General features: G+C 37.5%; 8 protein-coding genes. All 8 read right to left on the bottom strand.

The features are described 5' to 3' along the window. Positions 1-57 precede the first annotated feature (57 nt). The 8 genes from ACM55K_RS02365 to ACM55K_RS02330 all read right to left on the bottom strand — a co-directional run bounded on the left by ACM55K_RS02365 (position 58) and on the right by ACM55K_RS02330 (position 25,239). Complete coding sequence (locus ACM55K_RS02365) at positions 58-1,908, bottom strand: LysM peptidoglycan-binding domain-containing protein (protein ID WP_416848647.1); 1,851 nt, start codon at positions 1,906-1,908, stop codon at positions 58-60. A 296-nt stretch (positions 1,909-2,204) separates the two neighbouring features. Beyond that, positions 2,205-3,392 carry a phosphoglycerate kinase gene (locus ACM55K_RS02360; protein ID WP_416848646.1) on the bottom strand — a complete coding sequence of 396 codons (1,188 nt, stop codon included), beginning with the start codon at positions 3,390-3,392 and terminating at the stop codon, positions 2,205-2,207. 179 nt (positions 3,393-3,571) lie between these two features. Further along, the gene (locus tag ACM55K_RS02355) at positions 3,572-4,258 is read right to left on the bottom strand and encodes a pirin family protein (protein WP_416848644.1); all 687 of its coding nucleotides are present in this window, start codon (positions 4,256-4,258) and stop codon (positions 3,572-3,574) included. A gap of 91 nt (positions 4,259-4,349) precedes the next feature. Then, the gene (locus ACM55K_RS02350; protein WP_416848643.1) at positions 4,350-5,081 is read right to left on the bottom strand and encodes a dioxygenase family protein; all 732 of its coding nucleotides are present in this window, start codon (positions 5,079-5,081) and stop codon (positions 4,350-4,352) included. A gap of 145 nt (positions 5,082-5,226) precedes the next feature. Further along, complete coding sequence (locus tag ACM55K_RS02345; RefSeq protein ID WP_416848641.1) at positions 5,227-5,916, bottom strand: LytR/AlgR family response regulator transcription factor; 690 nt, start codon at positions 5,914-5,916, stop codon at positions 5,227-5,229. After that, positions 5,913-6,968 (bottom strand): sensor histidine kinase, encoded by a 1,056-nt coding sequence (locus tag ACM55K_RS02340; RefSeq protein WP_416848640.1) that lies wholly within the window; start codon positions 6,966-6,968, stop codon positions 5,913-5,915. The genes ACM55K_RS02345 and ACM55K_RS02340 overlap by 4 nt, the downstream gene beginning before the upstream one ends. Positions 6,969-7,124: 156 nt before the next feature. Further along, the gene (locus tag ACM55K_RS02335; protein WP_416848639.1) at positions 7,125-8,096 is read right to left on the bottom strand and encodes a PorP/SprF family type IX secretion system membrane protein; all 972 of its coding nucleotides are present in this window, start codon (positions 8,094-8,096) and stop codon (positions 7,125-7,127) included. A gap of 46 nt (positions 8,097-8,142) precedes the next feature. Further along, positions 8,143-25,239, bottom strand: coding sequence for a T9SS type B sorting domain-containing protein (locus tag ACM55K_RS02330; protein ID WP_416848638.1), 17,097 nt, complete (start codon positions 25,237-25,239; stop codon positions 8,143-8,145). Between the last annotated feature and the right edge of the window lie 78 nt (positions 25,240-25,317).

The raw sequence follows: 25,317 nt of genomic DNA, 5'->3' as shown, positions 1-25,317 counted from the left end.
ACTTACGTATTTTATTAGCGGTTGAAATTAAGAAAATGAAACTTAAACTATTCTAGTTTATCCGTTTATTTTTAACTTCATTCCGGGTTTTATATTCCCCCCGCGAATATCGTTCCATTTTTTAATATCTGAAATGGTTACTCCAGGATATTTTTGTGCAATGCTAAATAAAGAATCTCCTTTTTTTACATAATACTCCGATGCCTCTTTTTTAGAAACCGAAGCTATATTTTTTTTCTTGAAAGAACTGGAAGAAGCTTTATCAGTAGCAATCACAATTTCATTTTTGGCAACAATCAAAGTAGCACCCAAAGCAATATCGTGATCTGACAAACTATTCCACTGCTGCAGATCAGTTAAAGTAGAACCAAATTTCTTAGCGATATTCCCTAAATTGTCTCCTTTTTGAACCACATATTCGATGTCTTTTCGTTCTGGATTTGAATCCAATTCTTCTTTATTGACTTTAACTTCAGAAGTTGCTACTCTTCGACTTTCAGAAATTGTTTCTGTAGGAACTGTTTCCACTTTTGGTTCTTTCCTAACTGTTCTTAAGACACTTTGTTCCGAAATGATTTTTAAACTTTTCCCATAAGGAACAGCATTGCTCCTCAATTTATTCCATTTTTTAATATCAGAAATGGCAACGTCATATTTATCGGCTATTTCACTCAGATTATCTCCGCGTTTTACTTTGTAATATTTTGTTTTAGGAAGCGTAATCCGTTCCGTGGTATAATTCATCGTATCACGCACAACAATTGCTTTTGTAACCTGAAATGGTTTTTCACGAAGTGTTAATTCATGTTCGGCGTACGCATAAATTCGGTCTTCATTTGAAACAAAAACAGCTATTTTATCTTGTGGCAATCTTAAAAAATGATTTTCATCGTGATAAAAAGGAATCACATTTAACTTGTACGATGGATTCAACAACTGCAATTGTGCAACGGGAACGTCCAACAAATCTGAAATTTGTTTGAACGACATTTGCTTTTTAATCCGGATGGTATCCGTAGCAAAATGCTTAATTATTGCTCTGTCCGGTTTTATACCGTGTGCCGTATGGTATTCATAAATGTACATTGTTGCTAAAAAAGCAGGCACATATCCCTGCGTTTCTTTTGGAAGATTTTTTCTGATGTTCCAATAATTTTGTTGCCCGCCAGAACGTCTGATTGCCTTGGAAACATTTCCCGGTCCAGAATTATAAGAGGCTAAAACGAGATCCCAATCGCCAAATATCTTGTACATATTAGACATGTATTGTGCCGCAGATTCAGAAGCTTTCAGAGCATCGCTTCGTTCATCAATATAGGAATCAATTTTCAAACCATATTGCTTTCCGGTTTGATACATAAACTGCCAAAGTCCTGTGGCGCCAACTCTTGAAACTGCTTTTGGGTTTAAAGCGGATTCTACAACTGCTAAATATTTTATTTCTAAAGGAACATTTTGTTTGGCAAGCGCTTCTTCAAAAAGCGGGAAGTAATACTCCGAAATCGCCATCAATCGTTCAAAAGATTTCTTTCTGTATTTTAGAAATGATTTGATGATGTTTTCCAAACCTTGGTTGTATTCAATATTGAAAGGTGATTTTGCATCCATCGCCGCCAGTCTTTCTTTCAAAAGTTCCGTAGGCAATTCATAATCCACTTTTTCGTCAATATTGATGTTTTTTATATCATCCGTTATATTGTTGAATAAATCTAAGTTGGTTAATTCCTTCATCCACAAGCTATCAACACAAGATGCCATTTCATCTTTTACGAAAGTTTTCTTGATAGAATCTAAATAGGATAATTTTGGTTCTATTTTTATAATATCTTTATTTTCAATGACTTCTTGCGAAAACAAATGCACGGATAACAATAGAAATAACGATAGGGTGGTATTTTTTATATTCATATTTTAATGATCAAAGGCCTATATTTCAAACGATTACATTGGTATTTTTTACAAACATAATAGGTTAAAACTGAAAATTTCTTTAAATATTGTTAAAAATGCAACTTTCAGTTCAATTATGAAGAATTTTCCGTGATTTCATTGTAAAAATTCCTTTTAAAATACAATTCATCAAATTTTTTAGAACTAAAAAAACCTTAGCGACAAATAGTTCATCGCTAAGGTTTCTTAGTATTATAGATACGGTATTTTTAAATCTGGATTAGCTTAAAAGAAACCCTTTTTAAATCAATGTATTAGTCCAATATTGCAGCAATTCCTGGCAATACTTTTCCTTCAAGCATTTCTAGCATAGCTCCTCCACCAGTTGAAACATAACTCATTTTGTCTTCCAGACCAAATTGTTTTACAGCTGCTACTGAATCTCCTCCACCTACAAGTGAGAATGCTCCGTTTTCAGTTGATTCAGCGATAAAGTTTCCAAGTGCAATTGTTCCATTAGCAAAACTTTCCATTTCAAAAACGCCTAATGGACCATTCCAAAGAATAGTTTTAGAATCCATAATTACCTTTTTGAAATTTTCCAAAGATTTAGGTCCAGCATCAAGTCCTTGCCATCCGTCAGGAATTGCTTCTACATCAACAATTTGAGTATCGGCAGTATTTGAAAAAGCATTTGCAGCTACAACATCAACCGGAATGTGGATTTGAACTCCTTTTTCTTTAGCCAATCTCAATATTTCCAATGCTAAATCTTGTTTGTCATCTTCACAAATAGAATCTCCAATTTTACCTCCTAATGCTTTTACAAAAGTAAATGTCATTCCACCACCAATAATCATGTGGTCTACTTTATCCAAAATATTCTCGATAACCGTAATTTTAGAAGAAACTTTAGATCCACCAAGAACTGCTGTTACTGGTTTTTCACTATTTTTCAAAACTTTGTTCAAGCTTTCGATTTCTTTAGCCAATAATAATCCGAAACATTTCTCTGTTGGGAAGAACTGAGCGATAATTGTAGTCGAAGCGTGTGCTCTGTGCGCCGTTCCAAAAGCGTCATTTACATAAATATCACCAAGTGACGCTAATTCTTTTGCAAAAGCAACATCTCCAGCTTCTTCTTCACTATGAAAACGTAAATTTTCCAATAATAAAACTTCTCCAGCTTGTAATTTTTCAGCAGCAGTTGCAGCTTCCACGCCAACACAGTTTGAAGCAAACTGAACTGGTACTCCTAGCACTTCTGAAGTTGTTTTTAGGATGTGTTTCAATGAAAATTTTTCTTCAACACCTGATGGTCTGCCTAAATGTGACATCAAAATTACGCTTCCGCCTTGAGCAAGAATAGCATCAATTGTAGGTTTTGCCGCTTCGATACGAGTGGCATCTGTTACGTTGAAATTTTCGTCCAAAGGCACATTAAAATCAACACGTATTATTGCTTTCTTATTTTTAAAATTAAAATCGTTTAAAGTTTTCATTAAGTATATTTTTAGTTTGTTTTTTTTGAAAGAATAACAAATATAGAACTTTTCAGGAACTAAAAAATAAGAATAGTTTGAAAATTAGGGAAATCCACTAACGAAAACGTTGTAATTGTCTCAAATTATCTGTTTTTTAGAATTAATTTCAAAAAACATTCGCCGCTGAAATCGTTACTTTATGCAATTTCTAAAACGATAAGAAGCGCATTTTCGGATAACGCTTCCCATTCTAACGAGTCAATTCCGGACAAACTTAATCCGTCTTTTGATTCTAACAACCGATTTTCGACTTCAAAAGCACCATTAATTACAAAAATAAAAATGCCGTTCGAATTGTTCTTTAGCGAATAAAATCCCTCTTTTCTTGCGTCATACATTCCTATAAAACCCAATGTGTTTGAAATTTCAAATAATGGAATCAATTGGTTTTTATTGGTTAAACCAAAATGAAACTGTTGCAAATTGTTTTCTGAATCCTGAATTTCAGCATTGAATCCTATTTGTAAATAACTGACATTTTCTTGCTCATAAGAATTAATAAGTTCGAAAGACATTCCTTTTTCGGCAGAAACAATTCGGATTTGTTCCACTGGTATAAAACTTTCATTTCCCAAACTGTCTTTGTAATCTACTCCGCCAAACAGCGGTAAAATAAGCACTGCAGTATTGGCTTCCAAAACCGTTTTCATCGAATGTTGGGGCGCAACTATTATTTCATTTAAAAAATGTAAAATCCCGAATGGTTTTCTACTTTCTTCGAAATAACTTCCAAAATTAAAAGTAGAAAAACAGCCATGACCATTTGACACCAACTGGCCTCTCGATTCAGATTTGAATATTTGTGCAGGATTTTGTTTTATCATAAAAATAGTCTTTACAATTAAACTATAAACCTGCAAAATTTTAAAATCTTACAGGTTTTGGTATTGTTTTTTATTTACTAATTCAAAAAACTTAACCCGTAACATTTATGGTGTGTTCCAAGACAAATCCTTCGGCAATACTTCCGGTAATTGTTGACAATTCATTGGCCACACCATCTGAAAACACATTATCAGAAGCATTATACGTGTAACCCGACATTCCTTTAGAATATCCATTGGCTGTAGAAGCATTTACTAACACAACAGCGCTAACTGCACCTTCAGGAAATGCAATTTGAGTAACCAATAACGAGGTTCCCGAAGCATTATAAACATGAACATGAATGTGTGTTGCTCTACCACTGTACCATCCCGGAAAAATAGATTTGAAACTAACTATCCCATTTGCATTTGTAGTTTGTCTCCCTCTTAAAAAATGAACTGCCGTAAAATCTGCTGATTGCATTCCTGTTCCGCCATATTCTGAATAATAACCGTCCTTATCGCAATGCCAAATATCTACAATGGCGCCCGCTAACGCTGCACAATTGGCATTGGTGTTTTTTATGGCAACATTAATCGTAAATCCTACTCCAGTTCTATCATTCACAATGTTAGTTGTTACTAGTGACGAAGGTGTTTTGGTGGGAAACGGTCCGGCAGTTTCTGAGGAAGTCACAGTACAATTTCCTGATGTAGAAGTAGAACCTGTAGTTCCTGTTGAAGAATTCGCATCATCACTGTTACAGGCCTTAATTATAGGAATGACTAAAGATCCTAATCCTAATAATCCCAATCCTTTTAAAAATTCTTTTCTTTCCATAGCAAATCCACTTTTAATGTTACAGTTATAAAAGTATTTAAATGTAAATAAGTGCTGAAATTTATGAGGTAACCGAAAGATTTTATGCGGTAAACAAATAAAAATCAGGCTAAATTTGTAATTTTTTAACAATAAAACAACACGCTTATTCTTTATTTATTAGGGCAAAAAAAGCACTTTCATAACTCGCACCCACCGGAATTTCTTCCTGATTGATATAAATTATTTTGTTCCGCACCTTTTCAATTTTAGAAATGGGAACAATAAAAGAACGATGCACTCTTATGAATTCCGGAACAGGTAATTTTTGAAGAATTGCTTTCAAAGTCATTCTGGCGACAATAGTTTTTTGATTTTGTATGTGAATTTTAAGGTAATCGTCTAACCCTTCAATATATAAAATATCCGAAAACAGAATCTTTATCAAACTATAATCAGCACGAATAAAGAGATAGCGTTGTTCTGGATCTTGATTTTGTAATTTCCATTGCGAAAAGGCTTTTTCCACCGCTTGTTGAAACCGTGAAAAAGAAAAGGGTTTCAAAATATAATCGGTGGCACTTAACGTAAATCCTTCGACTGCATATTCAGAGTATGCAGTAGTAAAAATCACCATCGTTTTATGTGGCAAATTTTTAAAGAAATCAATCCCGGAAATGGACGGCATATTAATATCCAAAAACAATAAATCAACAGGATATTTCTTCAAATATTTGAATGCTTCCTCCGATTTAGTAAATGTTTTTTGCAAATCAACGTATTCTATTTTATCACAAAAACTTTGTAAAATATCTAATGCTGGCGGCTCATCATCGAGTGCAATCGCTTTTATCATCCTACTTTTATCGTTAAGATTACAGTATAATTCTCCTGATTATCATCAATTTTCAACACATGGTTGTTGGGATACAAAAGAGACAATCTCTCGATTGTATTTTGCAGTCCAATCCCGCTATCCGATTGAATGGATTGTACTTTATAATTAGAAACAAATAAAGTTAAATAATCTCCAACAATTGTAATCCGAATAACGATATCAGAATTCTGATTTGGGTTCACTCCGTGCTTGAATGCATTTTCGATAAATGAAATTAAAATAAGAGGTGTGATACATTTCCCAAAAGCATTCCCTTCTACAACATAATCAACTTTTACGGTATTCCCCAAACGGGTTTTTTGAAGCTGAACAAAATTGTTGATATAATTAATTTCTTTATCCAAAGCAATCACATCATCATTAGCATTCGTTATGATATACCGCATCAATTCAGATAATTGTACCACAGCATCAGCCGTTTTATCATCTTTTTTTATGGCTAAAGAATAAATGCTATTCAATGTATTGAACAAAAAATGAGGATTAATTTGTGCTTTCAAAAAAGATAATTCCGATTTCATTTTATCTTTTTCCACTTTTTGCAACCGAATATTAATGGCAAATAACAAACTGGAAACAACTCCAATTAAATAAACTAATGCTGTGTGCCCATATTGCGTTGGTGGCCCTCCTATTGACCTTAAATCCATAGGTTTGGGTCGAGGCATTCCTCCTTTCGGCGGGTTTCCATGTCCAAAATCCAAAAAATTACGCTCCGGATGATCTAAAAAAGTTGAAATCCATAGAAAAAACAATAAAAACAGTACAATGATGGTAAAGTATAGCAGCAGTTTTTTTGAAAAATAAACTTTCGGGATTAGATAATAATAATTGAAGTAAAAGAAAAGCAGCAACAGAAAATAGATCAGAAAATAGATCCTGTCATGACCATTACTTGCTAAATTCGGCAAACTAAAAATACTTCCAGATGAAGTAAACGCATACGGCAACAACATAAATGCCAGACACAAGCACAAATGCAACAGATAAAAGGAACTATTTTTTTTCATGAATACCACTTAACCAATCAAATTTATGATTCTTATTGGAAGCATTCAAATTATTGCGGTAAAAACATCGATTGTTGCGATTTCTATCCCATTTAAATGAATAGAACCTATTTAAATATGATAAATTATAGCCTTAAAATTAATCCATTTGAAATATTAATCGTGAACCGGACTTTGCGTACAAGGACAGTTGCTGATACCTGCCAGAAAATCAAGTCCAATTGTAACGACATGTGTTCCTGTATTAAAGACTGCCAATTGATTGAGGGTAATCTGGTAGGAATACCCAAAATAAAAATTAGACTTTTTAAAACCAAGCATTGGTCCCACATTTAATGGTTTTAACAGTTGATCGTTAAGAAAGCGATAGGATATTCCAGCCCAGTAATAATCATCATATTTATTAAAATGTCTGTATTTTATATTCACGTCGGTACTGGAACGTTTATCGCTCGCAAATAATTGATAGTAAACAGAAGGTTCGTATTCTACCCTACTATTAGTAGGACTTTTAAAAACATATCCGGAATAAATTTGATAATTCAAAAGTAAACTTGGCTCTACACCCATGTACTTATCAATATTCTTTGTTAAAATGTTACTTGCATTAAAACTGAAATAAAATGCTTTGTTTCTATATAAAGCTCCTACATCAAAGTTATTATTTGAATTAGATCTATTGTCAGTAATACTAGGGTCTATAACAGGAATTTCATAAGTAGTGTTAAAATTATTAATGTCTATTCTAAAATTATTAATGTTGTAGGAGATTCCAAAAGACAAGTATTGTTTAGAATAATAATCCAGTATTAAATGATGTGCAAAAGAGAATTTTGCACCCGTTTGTCTAGTATTTCCATTACTGTCATTGTAAAAAGACACTCCTACCCCTGAGCGATCCGCAATTCTAAAATCGGCGTAAACGGATTGATTTTCTGGGGCATCTTTTATACCAACCCATTGGGTCAACCCATTAGCCCTAATTTTAAGATTATCTCCAATCCCTGCGAATGTAGGTGAGATTACGAAATGATTATCTGCTAAATATTGCGTAAAAACCGGCAAATTTAACTCTTGGCTATAACCCGAGGTTACAGTCAAGAGAAGAAGTGCTATTATTTTTTTCATTTGAATCATTTTAATTTGGGAAAAATTGGTCATTAGTGTTTATCTATTATCTGTAAAGGGTAAAATGACCAACAAACTCTCGAGCGTCTTTCAAATCATTCAATTTTAAAACATACCAGTAATCTCCGGAAGGAAGTTCGTTACCATTGTATTTACCATCCCAATATTGGCCAAGACGATAGGTTGCTATTTTTCGACCGTATCTGTCAAAAACATCGAATGTCAAGTCTTTATAATTGATAGTACATCCAGGAGCCCATCCATCCATTACTCCGTCACCGTTTGGTGTAAAGTAATTTGGAATACAGACATCAATAAACTCAAAATACCTACTGGCAGTAGCAACGCAACCATTAGCATCTGTAACAGTCACCGTGTAATCTCCGGATTCTCTTATAATAAATGAATTAGAACTTCCATTAGATTCACCATTGAAAGTATATTGATATCCTCCTGCTCCTCCAGTAGCTACCGCTACAATTTCATTTAATCCTCCATCATTCAGCACTAATGCCAGCGGATTAACCTGCAAAATATCGAAAGTCGCAGTTCTTTGGATACATCCATTGGTATGTCTGACATCGATAAAATGGTTTGCACCCGGCACCACATTGGTAAATACATTAGTAGGTTGATAAGGTGCACCATCTAGTGAATAATCCAGATCGGTAAGATCAGTTATGCTGGCATCTACTTTTACAGTAACTGAATTACTTGCCGAATTGTTTACACAACCGTAATCCACAATGGCTAACGGATTTATTTTTACCGATTCCGGCATAACAACATCAAATTCAACGGCACAACCATTGGCATCCCTAATATAAACCGTATGGGTTCCTCCTGCTAATCCTGTGAAATCAAATTGTGTCTGAATCAAAGTACCTGTTGTATAAACTCCGTTTGTATTATCTAAACTGACACTATACGGCATGGTTCCTCCAACAATATCAATATTAAATGCTCCGTCTTTATCTCCAAAACATATTTCCGGAAGCATTGATCCTGCAGTAAGCGAAGGAACTATTGGATTGGGTTCACTAATGACAATACCTGTGATGTACTGATAACATCCATTTTCGTCCTGAGCGATAATGTCATAAAGACCCGGTTGAAGATTTACGAAAATTCCTAAATTAAAAAATTGATCCAATCTAGGAGAAATAGCATATTTAATAATACCAGTACCTCCAGAGGCAGCAACTGTTATTTGTCCGTTTCCTTGTCCGAAACAAGTAACATTAATTTCAGTATGTACTACACTAATTGAAGTCAAAGGCTCTTTGATAACTATTGGAGTACCTGTGATTATATTACAATCTCCACTGTCCACACGGACTTTATAATTGCCTGCCGCCAATTGGGTAAAATTGCCTGGTGTAATTTGTGTTGGTGCCGGAACAATAGGTATTCCTGCCCCATCCAGTAAGGTATAAGCATAATTCCCTAAACCTCCCTGAGCACTGGAAACAATTACTCCTGAAAGATCTCCTTTACAATTGATTATAGCATTGATAGTATTCACATTCAAAATAAGTGTTTCCAATGTTACGATCTCAATATCATTTGAAACAACACCAACGCAACCATTAGCATCCATAACATAGTAATGATATGTTCCAACTGGTACCGAGAAAGTTACTGATGATGCAAATGAACCTAAAATAGTAGTAAAAGCTGCATTGGCACTATAGGAATAAATTCCTGTTCCACCCGTTGCACTCAATGTAAGCATCGTTTGCGTCAAACAGGTTTGCGTAGAAGCTACCACTAAACTAGATTTTATCTTTGTTGGTTCAGTAATAACAATAGGACTTGAAGTAGCCGCGCAACTGTAGCCATCGGTCACGGTAATCGTGTATGTTCCTGCGCCTAAACCATTAAATACAGGAGAAGCTTGCGGACCACTGGCAGTAGCGGGAACTAAAGAAGTGGTATTTAACGTGTACATATAATTCGATCCCTGACCACCTGAAGGTAAATTGACTGTAATCGTAGCGGTCTTATCTCCAAAACAACTTAGCATCGCTATATTTGAGCTTGCCGTGACGATGATTGGCGTTGGGATTGCCAAAGTTACGCTTGTTGTAGCCACACACCCTTTTCTATCTCGTACATTTATTGTATAAGTTCCTGCTATCAAATCTGTGAAATTACGCTGAGTAGAATATCCTAATGTCGTTGGCCCTGTTAATTCAAACTCATAGCCTCCTGGCCATCCACCAACAGCTGATACCGCAATACTTCCATCGTTATTACCTGTAACACACGTTACCGCAGTATGGGTTTCGGCTATAGCCAAAGCTGCTATAGGTTGGGTAATGGTAAAATTTTTGCTCATTGAGCAAAACGGACTATTCGTCAATGTAGCAGTAATAGTGAACGTACCGGATACCAAAGTATTAATAGTGATTGGTCCTGCAGTTGCAGCTGTCCCAGCAGTAACCGGATTACCAAGCGCATCAACTATAGTATAATTGAAAGGTCCGGATTGATTCGGATTAGTTGCCGTTACTACTCTGTCGATAAAAGTGACATTAACACTACCGTTATTTCCATTAAAACAAGTTACATCAACAATTGTGTCTATTGTAAGGTCGAAAGTATTTGGATTATTTACATAATGCACGTTTTGTATACTACATCCAGTATCTAAATTTTCGACTGTAATCAGGTAATTACCACTATTTAATCCTGTGAAAATTCCAATCGTATTGGTAAAATTATAATTAGCTCCAACAACTCCTGTAGTCGTATTAGAATCAGCTACAGTATATTGCAGATTCGTAGGTGTTCCTCCGATACTGCTTACCGAAACCGTAATATCTTCCAGATTCATACAGGTAATGGCATTATTCACGGCAATATTTATTTTGTCTAAAACAATAAATGGGTTTAGAGTAATTGCTGATGAAGCAGCACCCATACAACCTTTATTGTCATAAACGTTTACCGTATAGGTTCCGCCCAATAAATTAGCCTCAGTATATCTATTGCTGGCGCCAAACTGAACTCGAGTTCCACCTTTTATGAATTCATAATTGGTATAGACTCCAGAACCTCCCGTTACTCCTGTTACGGTAATCGTGGCAAAGTTCATTGCGTTTGAACCTGAATTACAGCCAAATTGCACCACGGTAGGAGCAGGAACCGTAATAAGATTAGGTTCATTAACCGTTATGGTTTGAGTTGCCACACAACCTCTTCCTGAAGTTACGCCAATAATGTATGTTCCTGCAATCAATCCACTAAAAATAGTTGAAGTTTGTGTGGTAGCACCGCCATCAATACTATAAGTGTATATTGGATTATCATTCACACCCACAGCAGGAGTGTTCATAGTCGCGGCAATGGTACCATCGTTTCCTCCATTACAAGTAACATCCGTTTTTGACAGAGCAAAACCAGTGATTAGAGTTGCTGCTCCAAAAGTTACCGGAATAGACTTGGTACAATTTGTTGTAACATCTCTAACAGTAACTGTGTGTATTCCTACAAAAATGTTAGTAAAATTTACGGAAGCTTGATACATTCCTGAGTCTATACTATATTCATAATTGCCCGAACCTCCAGTAGCTAAAAGCGTTAATGTTCCATCCCCATCCGCACAACTTGGTAAAGCGGTAATATTAGCCTGTAATTGTAAAGCAGGCAAAATAACAACTAAAGCGGTTGCTGTTGTCGAACAACCATTTTTGTCTTTTACAATTACATCATAAGTTCCGTGAGCATTGATGGTAAAAGTTGGACTCGTTTGGAATCCGCTTCCTATGCTGAATTCATAAGGCCCCACGCCTGTTGCCAAATTTACGGTAAAAGTATAATCGCCTGTTGCGCTTGGACATTGACTTAAACCGCTAACCGTGATTCCTGATGGAAGCGGATCTGTCGCAATGGCAATTGTTAACGGTGTTGTTATCACACAATTATTTGTGTCTTTCACATACACATCCCAAGAGGTGGCAATAGCTTGATCTAAAACTGCCGAAGCGGATGTAGAATAAGTTCCTGCTGGTGCACCGCTTATCACATACGAATAACCGTAAGGAGCAACGCCACCAGAAGCAGTTACGCTTACTTGGGCACCAAAATTACAGTTGGCATTAATAAATGTATTTGCCACTAAGGCTAACGGGGCAGGTTGCGCAACAGCAATGAATGTTGTGGCTGTACATCCTGTAACCACATCAGTTACAACTATAGTTTGCGTACTTGCGGTACTTAATCCTGAAACTGTTATCGTTGGATTTGATTGTGGTAAACTTACAGCTCCTCCGTTGATTGAATAAGTATATGTGCCTGAAAAGTTCGCTACAGTAAACAATACCTGTCCATTGGTTCCTGGATTACAAGTCACATCACTAATCAACTGACCTGAAACAGTAATATTCGTTACCGGATTAACAGTATATGATTCTTGGTAAGTACAGAAATTGGCATCCGTTACCTGAAATAAATAGGTATCGGGCAATAATCCTGCGAAGATTGCACTTGAAACGCCCGTAACATTAGATGTTGCACTTGCAGGAGACAATATCTCGTAACTTAATGTACTAACTCCGTTTGTTGCTGTCAAGCGAACATCGCTTGTCATAGCCAAACAAGTTACTGCCGTTGAAACAAAATCTAAATTTGTTGGTGGGTTCAATGCAGGAACATTTACTATTGCCGGAACAGTACTTATACAACCATTAGCATCTTTAATGTAAGACGTTACCATTCCTGCACTGTTTGTAGAATAGGTATTTGATGCCGTATAATTCACGCCTCCATCAAAACTATACTCATAAGAACCTGTTCCTCCGCTTCCTGTTACGGTAACAAGAGCAGCTTGAGTCGCATTGCCTGCACCGCAAGTTAATCCTTGGGTTAAAAATGCAGTTCCGCTAACAATGGTTGGTTCTGTTATTGTTAATGAACTTGTTGCCGAAGCACAACTTTTGCTGTCTTTTACAACAACTGTATAGGTTCCTGCTGCATTCAATCCTGTAAATACATTTGAAAGCTGGTAAGTTGCGCCATTGTCAATACTGTATTGGTATGGTGCAATTCCGTTTGCCGCCGTAATCACGATACTGCCGTCGGAACCGCCATTACAACTTACATTGGTTTGAGTAAAAGTAAATGTTGGAGTAGTTTGTGGAGTTATCGTTACTTCCGAAGAAACGGCTTGACAACCTTGACTATCTGTTACTCTAAAAATATAGCTTCCTGCGGTTGATGTCGTTAGTACATTACTGCCCATCGCCGTATAACTCGCTCCAGCATTTGTAGAATATTCATATAAAGTATAAGATGTCGTGCCTCCACCAGCAGTTAATGTTACAACAGCATCCGGACTAGTTGTGCAATCCAACTCTTTTGTCAAGGCAGCATTTAATAATAATTGTGGCTGTACGATATAATCTACCACATTCGAGCTACAACCATTGGCATCTACAATACTCAATTGATAAGTACCCGGAGCATTAATGATATAAGTTGGGCTCGTTTGATTTGAACCGTTAATGGCATAAGTCGCAGGACCTACTGCTACTGTTTCACCAATCGAAAGATCAATCGTTAACGGAACTCCTACAAAACATTGTGAAGCTGGCATAACGATAATTGGCAGAGCATCTTTTGTAATAGTTATTGCTAATGGTGTCGTTATAACGCAATTATTGGCATCTTTTACATACACATCCCATGATGTTGCCACAGCTGGATCTAAAACTGCCGAAGCGGAAGTAGAATAAGTTCCTGCCGGCATACCGCTTATCACATACGAATAACTGTAAGGAGCAACGCCTCCAGAAGCGGTCACGCTTACTTGGGCACCAAAATTACAATTGGCATTAATAAATGGGTTTGCCACTAAAGACAATGGTGCAGATTGCGCAACATTAATAGATGTTGTAGCAGTACATCCTGTAACCACATCAGCTACGACTATAGTTTGTGTGCTTGCGGCACTTAATCCTGAAACTGTTATCGTCGGATTTGATTGTGGTGCACTTACAGCTCCTCCGTTGATTGAATAAGTATACGTCCCCGCAAAGTTTCCTAACGTAAACAATACTTGCCCATTGGTTCCCGGATTACAAGTCACGTCACTAACCAACTGACCTGAAACAGTGATATTTATTACCGGATTAACAGTATATGATTCTTGATAGGTACAGAAATTGGCATCTGTTACTTGGAATAAATAGGTTCCCGGTGTTAAATTAGCGAAAGTAGTTGTCGTTTGTTGCGGTACTATTATTGGCGAAGGTGCAATGGTTTCATATTGCAATATTCCAACTCCTCCCGTATGACCCGTAATTTCAACTGTTCCAGGTGCTAAACAAGTAACTGCTGATGTTGTGCTGAACGTCAAATCCGTTGGTGGAATTAAGGTTGGTACATTTACAGAAAGCGGCGTAGCAATTACACAACCATTGCCATCTTTGATTAAAGCGTTTACATTTACGGCAACATTTGTAGTAAAGACGTTGTTAGAACTATAACTAGCACCACCATTAAAACTGTAATAATAAGGAGCTGTTCCCGTTCCTAGTGTAGTTGTAACAGTTACGGTTGCAGATTGTGTCGCATTTCCTGCACCACAAGTTAGTCCTTGGCTTAGGTCAATCGTTCCCGCAACAGGAGTTGGTTCAAATACTGTTGCTGTTCCATTAAATATACAATCATAACTGTCTTTAACCTGATAATTATATACTGTCCCGGCAACTGATCCTGCCAAACCTCCGTAAGTTACATTTGATGTAAATCCATTTCCATTAAAATTAAACGTATAAGGAGGAACTCCCAGACTTGGAATAATGGTTATGCTTCCGTTAGGTGTATAGTCACAAGTAGCATTTGCTATGATGGTTGTTGCAGTAGGATTCTCTATAGGTTCTATCGTAATCACATTCGTTTCTACGGTACACCCATTGGCATCGGTGATTTCAAATTGATAGTTTGTTGTTGCGGGCATTGGTGCAGGACTGAAAGTAAAGTTATTTCCCACTATGTTTGTAGAAGAACCATATCCTCCACCGTTGATGCTTACTTTATAACTGAAAACACCCTGTCCATCGAAGATATTGGTTGTAATTAGGGCATTAACATCGCCTGTAGTACACGTCCACACTTTATTTAGAACCGAATTAGCCGAAACTTTTTTATAAAGTGTGATACTTTCAGTGTCAACACAACCGTTTACATCCTGAACACTTATGTTGTAAGTTCCTGAATTGAGATTGGAAATTGTATAAGAATTAGGTGTTCCGGGTACAAATGAAAAATTCTGATAAGCACTTCCATTCACGCTAATACTATAAGGCGCAACTCCGGCTGTAGCTTCGTTAACTACAATTTCGAAAGCTCCTTCTACGGCGCATTTGTCCGTAGCTGCTAATGTAATAACCGGTGACGGATCTAAACTTAGGGTAATCGGGAATGACTTGATACATTTATTGGCATCCATAGCATACACGATATAATTGCCTGAATCTTTTTCGAAAAAATTGTCTGTTGCCCAATTCGAATCAGAAAAAGTAGGTGGTGTATCATCGGATGCATCACCAATCGTTCCATTATCAGGTAAAATCTGGTATTGGTAAGGAACAGGAACTGACACTTGCGGAGGCACAGCTAGTGGATCTTCTCTGGAAACTGTAGTTCCTCCTTGGGCAATGGCCACTATTTGCCCCGCTTCTGAACTACAATTATCATTTTTGACTACCGTTGCATTAACTTCTAAATCAGTTACCGATTCGTAGATATCAAAAGGAAGTGTAGCACTACTACAACCGTCATTAGTTCCTCCATGTTCAGTAATTACAACATAGTAAGATCCCGGAGAAAGCCCTCCAATCAATGGCATTGTATAAGGATAAGCTCCTACGGCAAGTCCTGAATCCTGATTTGCTGGATCTATTGGAAAATTCGTCAGCGAATTATAAACTACATAATCTATCGTTGTTGGCGGACTATATCCTATAGGCGCGGTTGGCTCTTTGTCCAGTGTAATAGAAACCGTACCATCTGCAGCACCTTTACAGGTAACATCTGTTACGACTCTTAAAGTAGCTAAACTGGTCGCTTTTATTGTTGCAACACTTGCTTGTTTAATATAAGAACAGCCTGTTGCTGAATCATACACAATAAATGAATAAATTACTCCTTGAGTCAGTCCGGTAAAAGTAGCTGTTGGTGTCCCTGGTGTATCTTCAGTAATATAGGGTGCATCTGGTACGCCTGCGATAACATTAGGCACACCCGGATACAAACCGGATACAGCATCCCTTTGATATATGGCAAAGTAAAATGGACCAGCACCCAACAATCCCGAGGTAGCGGTAACTTTAACCGTACCACCGGCAGAACAACTTGCAGTCGATTGAATATCAATTGTTAAATCATTAGGCGGAGATGTAACTGTTATGTTTTGTTTTAATGTACAACCATTCGCATCAACTATACTCACAGCATAAGTACCATAATTCAATCCCGTAAACGTAAAGTTTGTACCAGGATTGTTGCTTTCTGTTTGTGTTGGGTCACCAACATTATTGGTCAGAATATAAGTATAGGGCGCCTTTCCACCTAATCCTGAACCTACATCAACTGTAATAGACCCTAAATTTATAGCAGGTGGAGGACCAGTACATGCGATATCTGTTTTTGACAGAGTAAAATCTAATGCATCCGGCTGACCAATGATAATTGTTTCTGAATTCGTACAGCCTTTACTGTCTTTTACAGTTACTGTATAAGTACCTGCAACTAATCCTGAAAACACATTAGAGACTTGAAAATTTGTACCATCTATATTATAAGTAAATGGCCCAATTCCTTTATTAGTATCAATAGTTGCTTTTATGGATGCAGTAGCTTCACCATTACAATAGATATCCTGGATTTGGTCAAGCAATGTAATCTCTGGATCCACTTTTGGATTTATCGTAATTGGATTACTTATTTTTTTACAGCCATTAGCATCAGTCACTTCAAACAAGAAGGTTCCGGCAGAGTTTGTCGTGAACACATTTCCAGAAATGCCTGTCGAACCATAGGCGGCTCCATTAACCGAAACCAAATAGCTGTATGGTACTTTTCCTCCACCGGCATCGATTCTTATCGTTGCATCTGTTGGAGCAATACAATCTAAATCGGCAGTCAAAACAGCTGTTGCAGTCAATACCGGATAAACCATTATGGTTGTCGTGTTTGTACAACCATTTCCGTCTTTTACGGTTATTGTATAAAGACCTGTGGCTGTTAAGGTAAAAATAGGGCTTGCTTGAAAGCTTCCGCCAATACTGTAAGTCAACGGAGCCACTCCTGTTCCAGTGGCGGTAAAACTATACGAGCTGCCATTAGAAGTACATTGATCAGTAGTCAATGGAGTTGTTGTTACCGTTGGCATTGGATCCAACGTTACTGTTGTCGGTAAAGGAATATTATTGGTAACACAACCATTGGCATCTTTTACATACACATCCCATGATAGGTTTGCTCCTGAATTAGTGTCAACAATTATTATATTACTGTTACCATAAGTTGTTGGAGCGGCAGCACCTGAAATTACAGCAGCATAGGTATAATTTGGCGTTCCGCCTGATGGAGTTACCGTAATTTGTGAATTATCATTGTTACAATTCACATTTGAGGCTGCGGTAGTAAACATTAAGGCATCTGTTGGTTCGGTGATTGTTATTGAGTTATTTGCAGTACAACCAGTAGCTTCGTCTGTAACTGTAATTAGATAAGTTCCAATTGGAAGTCCGTTTTTGATAATCGAGGTACTAGTTTGTCCTGTTAATGCTGCTTGACCATTAAAAACATAACTGTAGGTACTAGAAAATCCAGAAACAGTATATTGAATACTACCTGAATTATCACCTTTACACAATACATCATTTAATTTATTTCCCGTAAGAGCAATTGGCGTAACCGGATTTACAATGTGTGATTCCGTATAATAACAACCGTTGGCATCCGTAACTTTAAAGATGTAAGTTCCCGGAGATAATCCCGCAAAAACACCTGTTGTATTTGATGTCGCAGCAGCAACTGGAAACACAATTTCGTAAGTCAAAGTCCCGACTCCTGTTCCTGCTGCAGGTGTTACCGTAACCGTACTCGTTGTTGTATTACAAGTAACGGCAGAGTTGGTTATAGTACCAGCAGTAGGCGGGTTTAATTTTGATAGGATAATGGAGTTTCCTGCTGTACAACCGTTCGCATCCCTAACAGAATAAGGAATCGTTTGATCTGTTCCGTTATCATTAACGGTTAAGGTATTGATATTGGTATAGCCGCCACCATTAAAACTATATTGATAAGGCGCTGTTCCTGTTGTAGGAAGGGGAATTATTATTGTCGCTGATTGTTTGGTATTGGTAGCGCTACAGCTAAAAGCTGTGGCTGTGGCTGAAGCAACTAAAGTAGTAGGCTGAGATAAAGTAACTGTCTTAGTAATAAAACATTCTTTGCTATCCTTAATATAAAAAGTATAAGTTCCATCTCCAAGACCTATGAATAACGAACCCGAAACATAAGTAGTTCCATCACTGCTGTAAGTATAAGGTCCTACTCCACCTGATGGAATTATTTGTACTGAACCGTCCAAAGCGCCATTACAAGATGGATCAACTTTGGCAGGGGTTGCCGTTATCGGAACCAAAGGATTTACCGTTGCCGTGGCGGTACTGATACAGTTGTTGGCATCGGTAACTCTAAATTGGAAAGTTCCAGCTACTAAAGTCGAGTAGACATTGGTTCCCATTGCGGCATACATGCTTCCTCCATCTGTGGAAACTGCGTATGAATATGGATTTTTTCCTCCTGCAGCTGTTACTGTAATAGTAGCAGCTGGTGATGCTGTACAATCTAATTCTTTTGTAATCGCTGGTAAAACTGTCAACTGGGGATAAACGATGTAAGTTGTTGTCGCTATACATCCGCTGGCATCTTTAAGACTTAAAGTATAAGTTCCCGAAGCATTGATTGTAAAATTTGGACTGGATTGATATCCGCTACCGATGCTGTAAGTAGGTACTCCCACTGATGTTCCGATAATGCTAATGTTTATTGGTGATCCAACATAACATTGGATGGCAGGCGTATCAATTGTAGGTAAAGCATCGCTAATCACGGTTACTGTGGTGGTTGCGATACAGCCTTTGGCATCTCTTACATACACATCCCAAATTAAATTGGTTGCCGAGTTGGTGTCAACTGTTATAATGGTACTATTGCTATAAGTCGTCGGAGCGGTAGCACCCGAAATTACTGCTGCATAAGTATAATTTGCTGTTCCTCCTGAAGCAGTTATGGTAATTTGTGATTCATCATTGTTGCAGTTAACATGGGTTGCGGTTGCAGAAGATGCTACTAAAACAGAGGGTTGCGTTATTGTTATTGAAGCATTCGCAGTACAACCGGTCACCTCATCAGTAATCAAAATGGCAAACGTCCCGGCAGATTGATTGGTCAGGTTAATAGTTGTTGCTGTTTGTCCCGTAATAGTTGAGCCTCCATTAACACTATAACTATACGTTCCTGAAAATCCAGAAACAGTATATCGAACCGCTCCTGTATTTCCTCCATTACACAATATATCGCTCAATTTGTTTCCGATAACCGCAATTGGCGTAACTGGATTTACAACATACGATTCTGAATAATAACATCCATTGGCATCGGTAACTTTAAAGATATAAGTTCCCGGAGATAATCCCGCAAAAACTCCTGTCGTATTCGAAGTCGCAGCAGCCATAGGAAAAGTAATGGCATAGGTCAATGGTCCCACTCCATTAGTTGCCGTCGCCGTAACGGTTGTTGTTGTAGCCGAACACGTTATTGGTGCGGCCGTAAAACTCAAATCCGTTGGTGGATTTAATTTTAATAATGTAACGGTATTGGTATAAATACAGCCTTTGGCATCTTTTACGGAATACGAAATGATTTGATCTGACCCGTTATCATTTAGTGTCAAAGTATTGGTATTGGTATAACCGCCTCCATTAAAACTATATTGGTATGGCGCTGTTCCTTTTGTTGGAACTTCTATTGTTATTGTTGCTGATTGTTTGGTGTTGGTTGTGCTGCAACTAAACGCGGTTGCCATTGCCAAAGTCACTAAAGCAGTAGGCTGTGTTAGAGTAACCGTTTTAGTAATAAAACATGCATTGCTGTCTTTGATATAAAAAGTATAAGTTCCATCTCCTAAACCTGAAAATAACGAACCCGAAACATAAGTAATTCCATCGCTGCTGTAAGTATAAGGCCCTACTCCGCCTGATGGAATTATTTGTACCGACCCATCCAAAGCGCCATTACAAGAAGGGTTAACATCGATAGTGGTTGCCGTTATCGGAACCAAAGCATTTACCGATGCCGTAGCGGTAGTGATACAGCCGTTGGCATCTTTTATTTGAAATTTATATATACTGGCAACAGCTGTTGTATAAGTAAAAGTAGTTGCCGTTGGTTGCGCTATTGTTCCCGGACCTGTTCCAGAAAGTACAGTTACTGTAAAAGGAGCCGTTCCACCAGAAATGGTTGCTGTAATTACTGCATTAGGACTGGTAGTACAATCCAATGTCTTGGTGGTATTGGCCACGGCAATTAATTGAGGAGCAATGACAATATTATTGATTGTAGCTGTACAATTGTAACTGTCTGTAACCACTATGTTATGGGTTCCTGTTCCCACACTGGTGAAAGTATTACTGTTTTGAGCCGCAGCACCATTTAAACTATAGGTAAACGGTGGCGTTCCTCCTGAAGCATTTACTATTAACGAGGCTTGATTCAAGCTGTCAAAACATATATCTGAACCAGTATCCAACGTAACAGTTAAAGTTGGTGGAGCTACAATATTTATCGCAGCACCAACAGCACTAATACATTCATTGGCATCTTTTACAAAAACAGTATAATTTCCTGTAGGCACATTGGTAAACTGTGCGTTTAATTGGTATGGTCGAATTACTGCAACTCCGGCAGCATCTCTTATTTCGTATTGGTATGCCAAAGTTCCTCCTGCCCCAACTGGAGTAACGGTGGCCCCTGTAGCACAAGTAGCTGCCGTAGTTACCGAAGCCGTAACCGTAAGAGGTGTTGGAGCCGTGATAATTTGAGAAAATGTTTTAACACAAGTTCCAGTTGAAGTGGCATCGTAGCGTATTTGAACAGCATAAGTGCCATTGGCCAATCCTGTAATCGTGTAAGGAGATGTCATTTGGGTGAACCAAGTCACTCCATTATCATTAGAATATTGAAAGCCTTTTGTAGTATCAAAATTTTGAGCCGCGATAGTAATTGTCCCGTCAAAAACTCCTGAACAACTTATAGCTTTAAAACTTGTAATAGCAGCGGTAAATGCGTTTCCTGATGCTACCACGAAATAAAAATCACTTTGTGGAATACAGGATAAAGCAGTACTTGACGAATTATATTTAACCGAAATCGTATGATTACCCGAAGTTACTCCAACAAAAATATTTGAAGGGATATTTGTATTTGATACTCCATCTAAAAGATATTGATAACTATAATTTGCATTTGGAATAGTTGTAACTGTTACCGTACTCGTTGCAGTACCGTCACAATTAAAAACAGGATCTGTAGCCGCAATAGTCGGTTGTACCGGTCTTGGTTCAATAATTATATTTGGCATTGTGTAAATACAGCCATTAATATCTCTAATGTATAATGTATAATTCCCTGGCGCCTTATAAGCATTGCTAACCGTAGCCCATGTCGCTTGATTGTCAAAACTATATTCATATGGAGCAGTTCCTCCTTGGGGATTGGTAATGCTTATTTTTCCTTCTCCCGATGGGCCACAACCCGCTAATTCAGAAACTCCTGCAGAGGCCGTTAAAGCAGCCGTTGGTTGTGTTATGCTGACTACTTCCATAGTCCCATAACAAACAGAAGTACCCAAAGTATAACGTACAATTGTGTTGTACGTTCCTGCCACTAGATTGGAAAAAGCCGAATTTGCTGCATACGTAACCCCATTATCTATACTATAAGCCAGAGTATAACCATTAGTATTAGTTACATTAAAATTAATTGCACCGGTACTGTCATTGTAACACTTAATATCTGTTTTACTAACCGTATAAACTGGCGGGGGTGTTGCAGCGACCGTTATTGTAGTAGTTGCTCTACAATTATTACTATCTTCAACAATTACAGTATATATTCCACCAGTAGGAAGTGGATTTGTAACTACAATTTGTGGAATAAATTGGAAATTGTCAGTCCCGTTAATATAATAGGTATACGGTGGTGTCCCACCTATAGGATATACCGTTATTTCCCCATCCAAACATGTAAATGGTTTAGTAAGTGCTGAAGTTGCTGTTAATAAAGCAGGTTCTTTTATTTCAACATCAGTCAAATAATCACAACCATCATCAGTCCAAACCCTTACTTTATAAACACCTGGATTTAAACCCGAAAATGTATATTCACTAGCCATTATTGGCCCCACACTATTAACCAGTGTTGTCCCTTGATAAACACTATAATAATATTGTGGAAGAGCGTCATAAGCCCGTAAAATAATACTTCCACTATCTCCATTACATAAAGGTTGTATTGCTTCTGCCTCCCCTTTAAAATTACGCTGTCTGATAAGTATATTAGGCACAGGAAATTTACACGGATTGGTAGCCACTCCTATCTGTTTTATATAAACCGTATGATATCCTGCGGCAACAACAGGGAAATCGGCATTAGGGAATATATTACTGGACTGGTATATTCCATTACCTCCTCCGTCTAAACTATATTCGTATCCAGCGGGAACATTTTCAACGATTATCTGCCCAACGGTAGTACAAATAATATCTTTAGTCCTAAAAGTAGGATTTAAAAGATTTTGATACACATTGAAATAAAACCGACTAAAACATCCTCCGGTATAATTTATCGTGATCCTGAATTGTCCCGAAGTATTTGCATTATAATTAGCCCCTGTTCCTACCTGACTCCAAGTACATGCATTATCTTCATTGGCACAATTTGGTATGGCTACAGCACAACTTCCCTCGTTCAATTTTTCCCAAACAATTGATAAGGCATCGGTAATCCCTGTATTGATTGAACGGATATCCCCCAAGCCACAAAGAAAGATATTAGGTAATAATTTTCCATTGTTTGGACAGGTTACTACCTGATCCGCAAAAGGGATAACGGGGTTTGTAACCGTGTTACCAAAAGGGATTACAGTGATCTCTTCAGTAATAGGCAAACATGTTGATGTGGATGTGGAACGAACGTAATAGATTCCTGTTTGTGTCGCCGTAAACGTTTTATTGGTGCCAATAATTGGTGACCCTGTAGAACTGGTTGACCAAGAATAATTATTATATCCGTCTGAGGCTGATAATACCACACTGGCTCCACATAGAACTACTTTTTGAGTAAATTTACAATTAGTAATGTCCACCAAAAAATTTGTAGATTGAGGGGAACCCAATTTACAGGCGGTCGAGTCAAAACTACCTTCTTCTTGAACTATTTTTGGATTAATAATACCGCTATAAGTTGCGAAGGCCTGATTCATAATTATGTTAGAACAAGCATCACTTAACAAATTACAATCTGGAACGATTTGGACATTTAATCGTATTGTATAAGTAGATCCATTGACTAATACCGAACTATTCGGGATCTTAAAAATAATTGTCCTTGTAGTCGCATCATAGGATTGTAATGTAGCGCCTCCTGCGTTAGTATAATCTATGCCGTTTGCCGAATCAAAAATAATATTAGTTGGAAGTACATCTTTTATGGTAAAATTATTCACATTGTCATTACCAACACTTTGATAACTAATCTCATAGGTTAAATATTGCCCTAAAACAACATTAGCTCCACCTACATTAACCCCTGAAGTGTTCTTTACCAGTTTGGTTAAGTCTATTTTTGGTGAAATAATGTCTACGGCATAAGCATTAAAAAAAACAAAAACGGGATCTGCTTGTCCTTTAGCCACTTGCAATGTAAAATCGGTAGAAGTTTGATTGTTATTAACATACTCAGGCTGTGCTGACTTCACTTCCAATACACCAGTATCATACCCCAAAGTGTTAGTCCCCGAAGGATTCCTTGGAGTTGAAACCCCATTGGTATTTTCAATCGTAGAATTAAAAAATCTATTAGCAGATCGTAATGGAGTTGTAACTTCTTTTGTTCCAAATTCCAGTTTAGTTCCCCCTTGAGGTTTATCTCCATCTAAAGCTGCATAGGCAAATTGTAAATCTATATTACCCGATGGTGGGGTTATAAATCCCGTAACAGGAATTTTTTCAAAATGAGAAGAATACACATGACTAAATCCATCGAAGATATTAAATGATTTCATGTGAAGACTAGGGTCTTCGTAAACCACAAAAAGAGTCCAACCAGCGGACAATCCCGTCGTGCCATTAGAACCCAAACCCGCAGTAACATTAGCCACAGTATAAGTGCCTGCCAAACTTGATAAACCGCTTAACAAACCAGTCACATTAGCGTAACAGGCATAAGGCTTATTCGCATCAGGAATTATGGGATTGACAGCCGCATCATAAATTACCTCGCCGGTTATTTCATTGTATGTTGAAGCTCCTGGCAATTTCAATTTCACCTTATTGATATCTGTCCTGCTACCGCTTTGAAGCATTGCTCCCCAATACAAAGCGGCGTAGGCAATTCTATAACAAGAACTGGGACTGCCATCTTTTTGTTTTGGTACTAAAAGATCAGCACTACTGGAACTAAAAGTAGTGACATCACTATCAATATCGATATACTTCATCGCTATGTCCTGATTGGATTTCGTATTATCGTTAAAAGGAAGATTGTCTTTCCCCAGAATATTATTTCCTGCAACAACCATACTACCTCTAATATCAATCTTTTCCCTTATAGAAAAAGCCTTATAGGTTTGAGAGTAGGATGTTAAACTCAACAATACCATTAAGAGCGCTAAAACCGTTTTAAAAAAAATAGTTTTTTTGGTCACTTTTAATAGCGCATCCCTTTTTATTTTAACAACATCGCCTAAAAGTCTGGTCGGAAAAGAAAAGGCAGGTTGCCCAAAGACGGTATAATTATTTGCTGAAAAAAAAGCAGCAATTAGTAGGTAGTTTTTTAATTTCATTGGGGCAAAATTATTGTTCCAAGCAATAATGCCTGAAGGTTTTTTATTAATTTAAACTGACTCTCAGGGGCATGAGGG

The organism is Flavobacterium arabinosi (assembly GCF_048158725.1).
GTDB classification, from domain to species: domain Bacteria; phylum Bacteroidota; class Bacteroidia; order Flavobacteriales; family Flavobacteriaceae; genus Flavobacterium; species Flavobacterium arabinosi.
The sequence above is the reverse complement of the archived record's forward strand: the minus strand, read 5'-3'. Positions and strand labels throughout refer to the sequence as shown.

Excerpts from the sequence above, each read along its gene's own strand:
- ACM55K_RS02365 (WP_416848647.1), bottom strand. The coding sequence starts at position 1,908 with ATGAATATAAAAAATACCACCCTATCGTTATTTCTATTGTTATCCGTG.
- ACM55K_RS02360 (WP_416848646.1), bottom strand. The coding sequence starts at position 3,392 with ATGAAAACTTTAAACGATTTTAATTTTAAAAATAAGAAAGCAATAATA.
- ACM55K_RS02355 (WP_416848644.1), bottom strand. The coding sequence starts at position 4,258 with ATGATAAAACAAAATCCTGCACAAATATTCAAATCTGAATCGAGAGGC.
- ACM55K_RS02350 (WP_416848643.1), bottom strand. The coding sequence starts at position 5,081 with ATGGAAAGAAAAGAATTTTTAAAAGGATTGGGATTATTAGGATTAGGA.
- ACM55K_RS02345 (WP_416848641.1), bottom strand. The coding sequence starts at position 5,916 with ATGATAAAAGCGATTGCACTCGATGATGAGCCGCCAGCATTAGATATT.
- ACM55K_RS02340 (WP_416848640.1), bottom strand. The coding sequence starts at position 6,968 with ATGAAAAAAAATAGTTCCTTTTATCTGTTGCATTTGTGCTTGTGTCTG.
- ACM55K_RS02335 (WP_416848639.1), bottom strand. The coding sequence starts at position 8,096 with ATGAAAAAAATAATAGCACTTCTTCTCTTGACTGTAACCTCGGGTTAT.
- ACM55K_RS02330 (WP_416848638.1), bottom strand. The coding sequence starts at position 25,239 with ATGAAATTAAAAAACTACCTACTAATTGCTGCTTTTTTTTCAGCAAAT.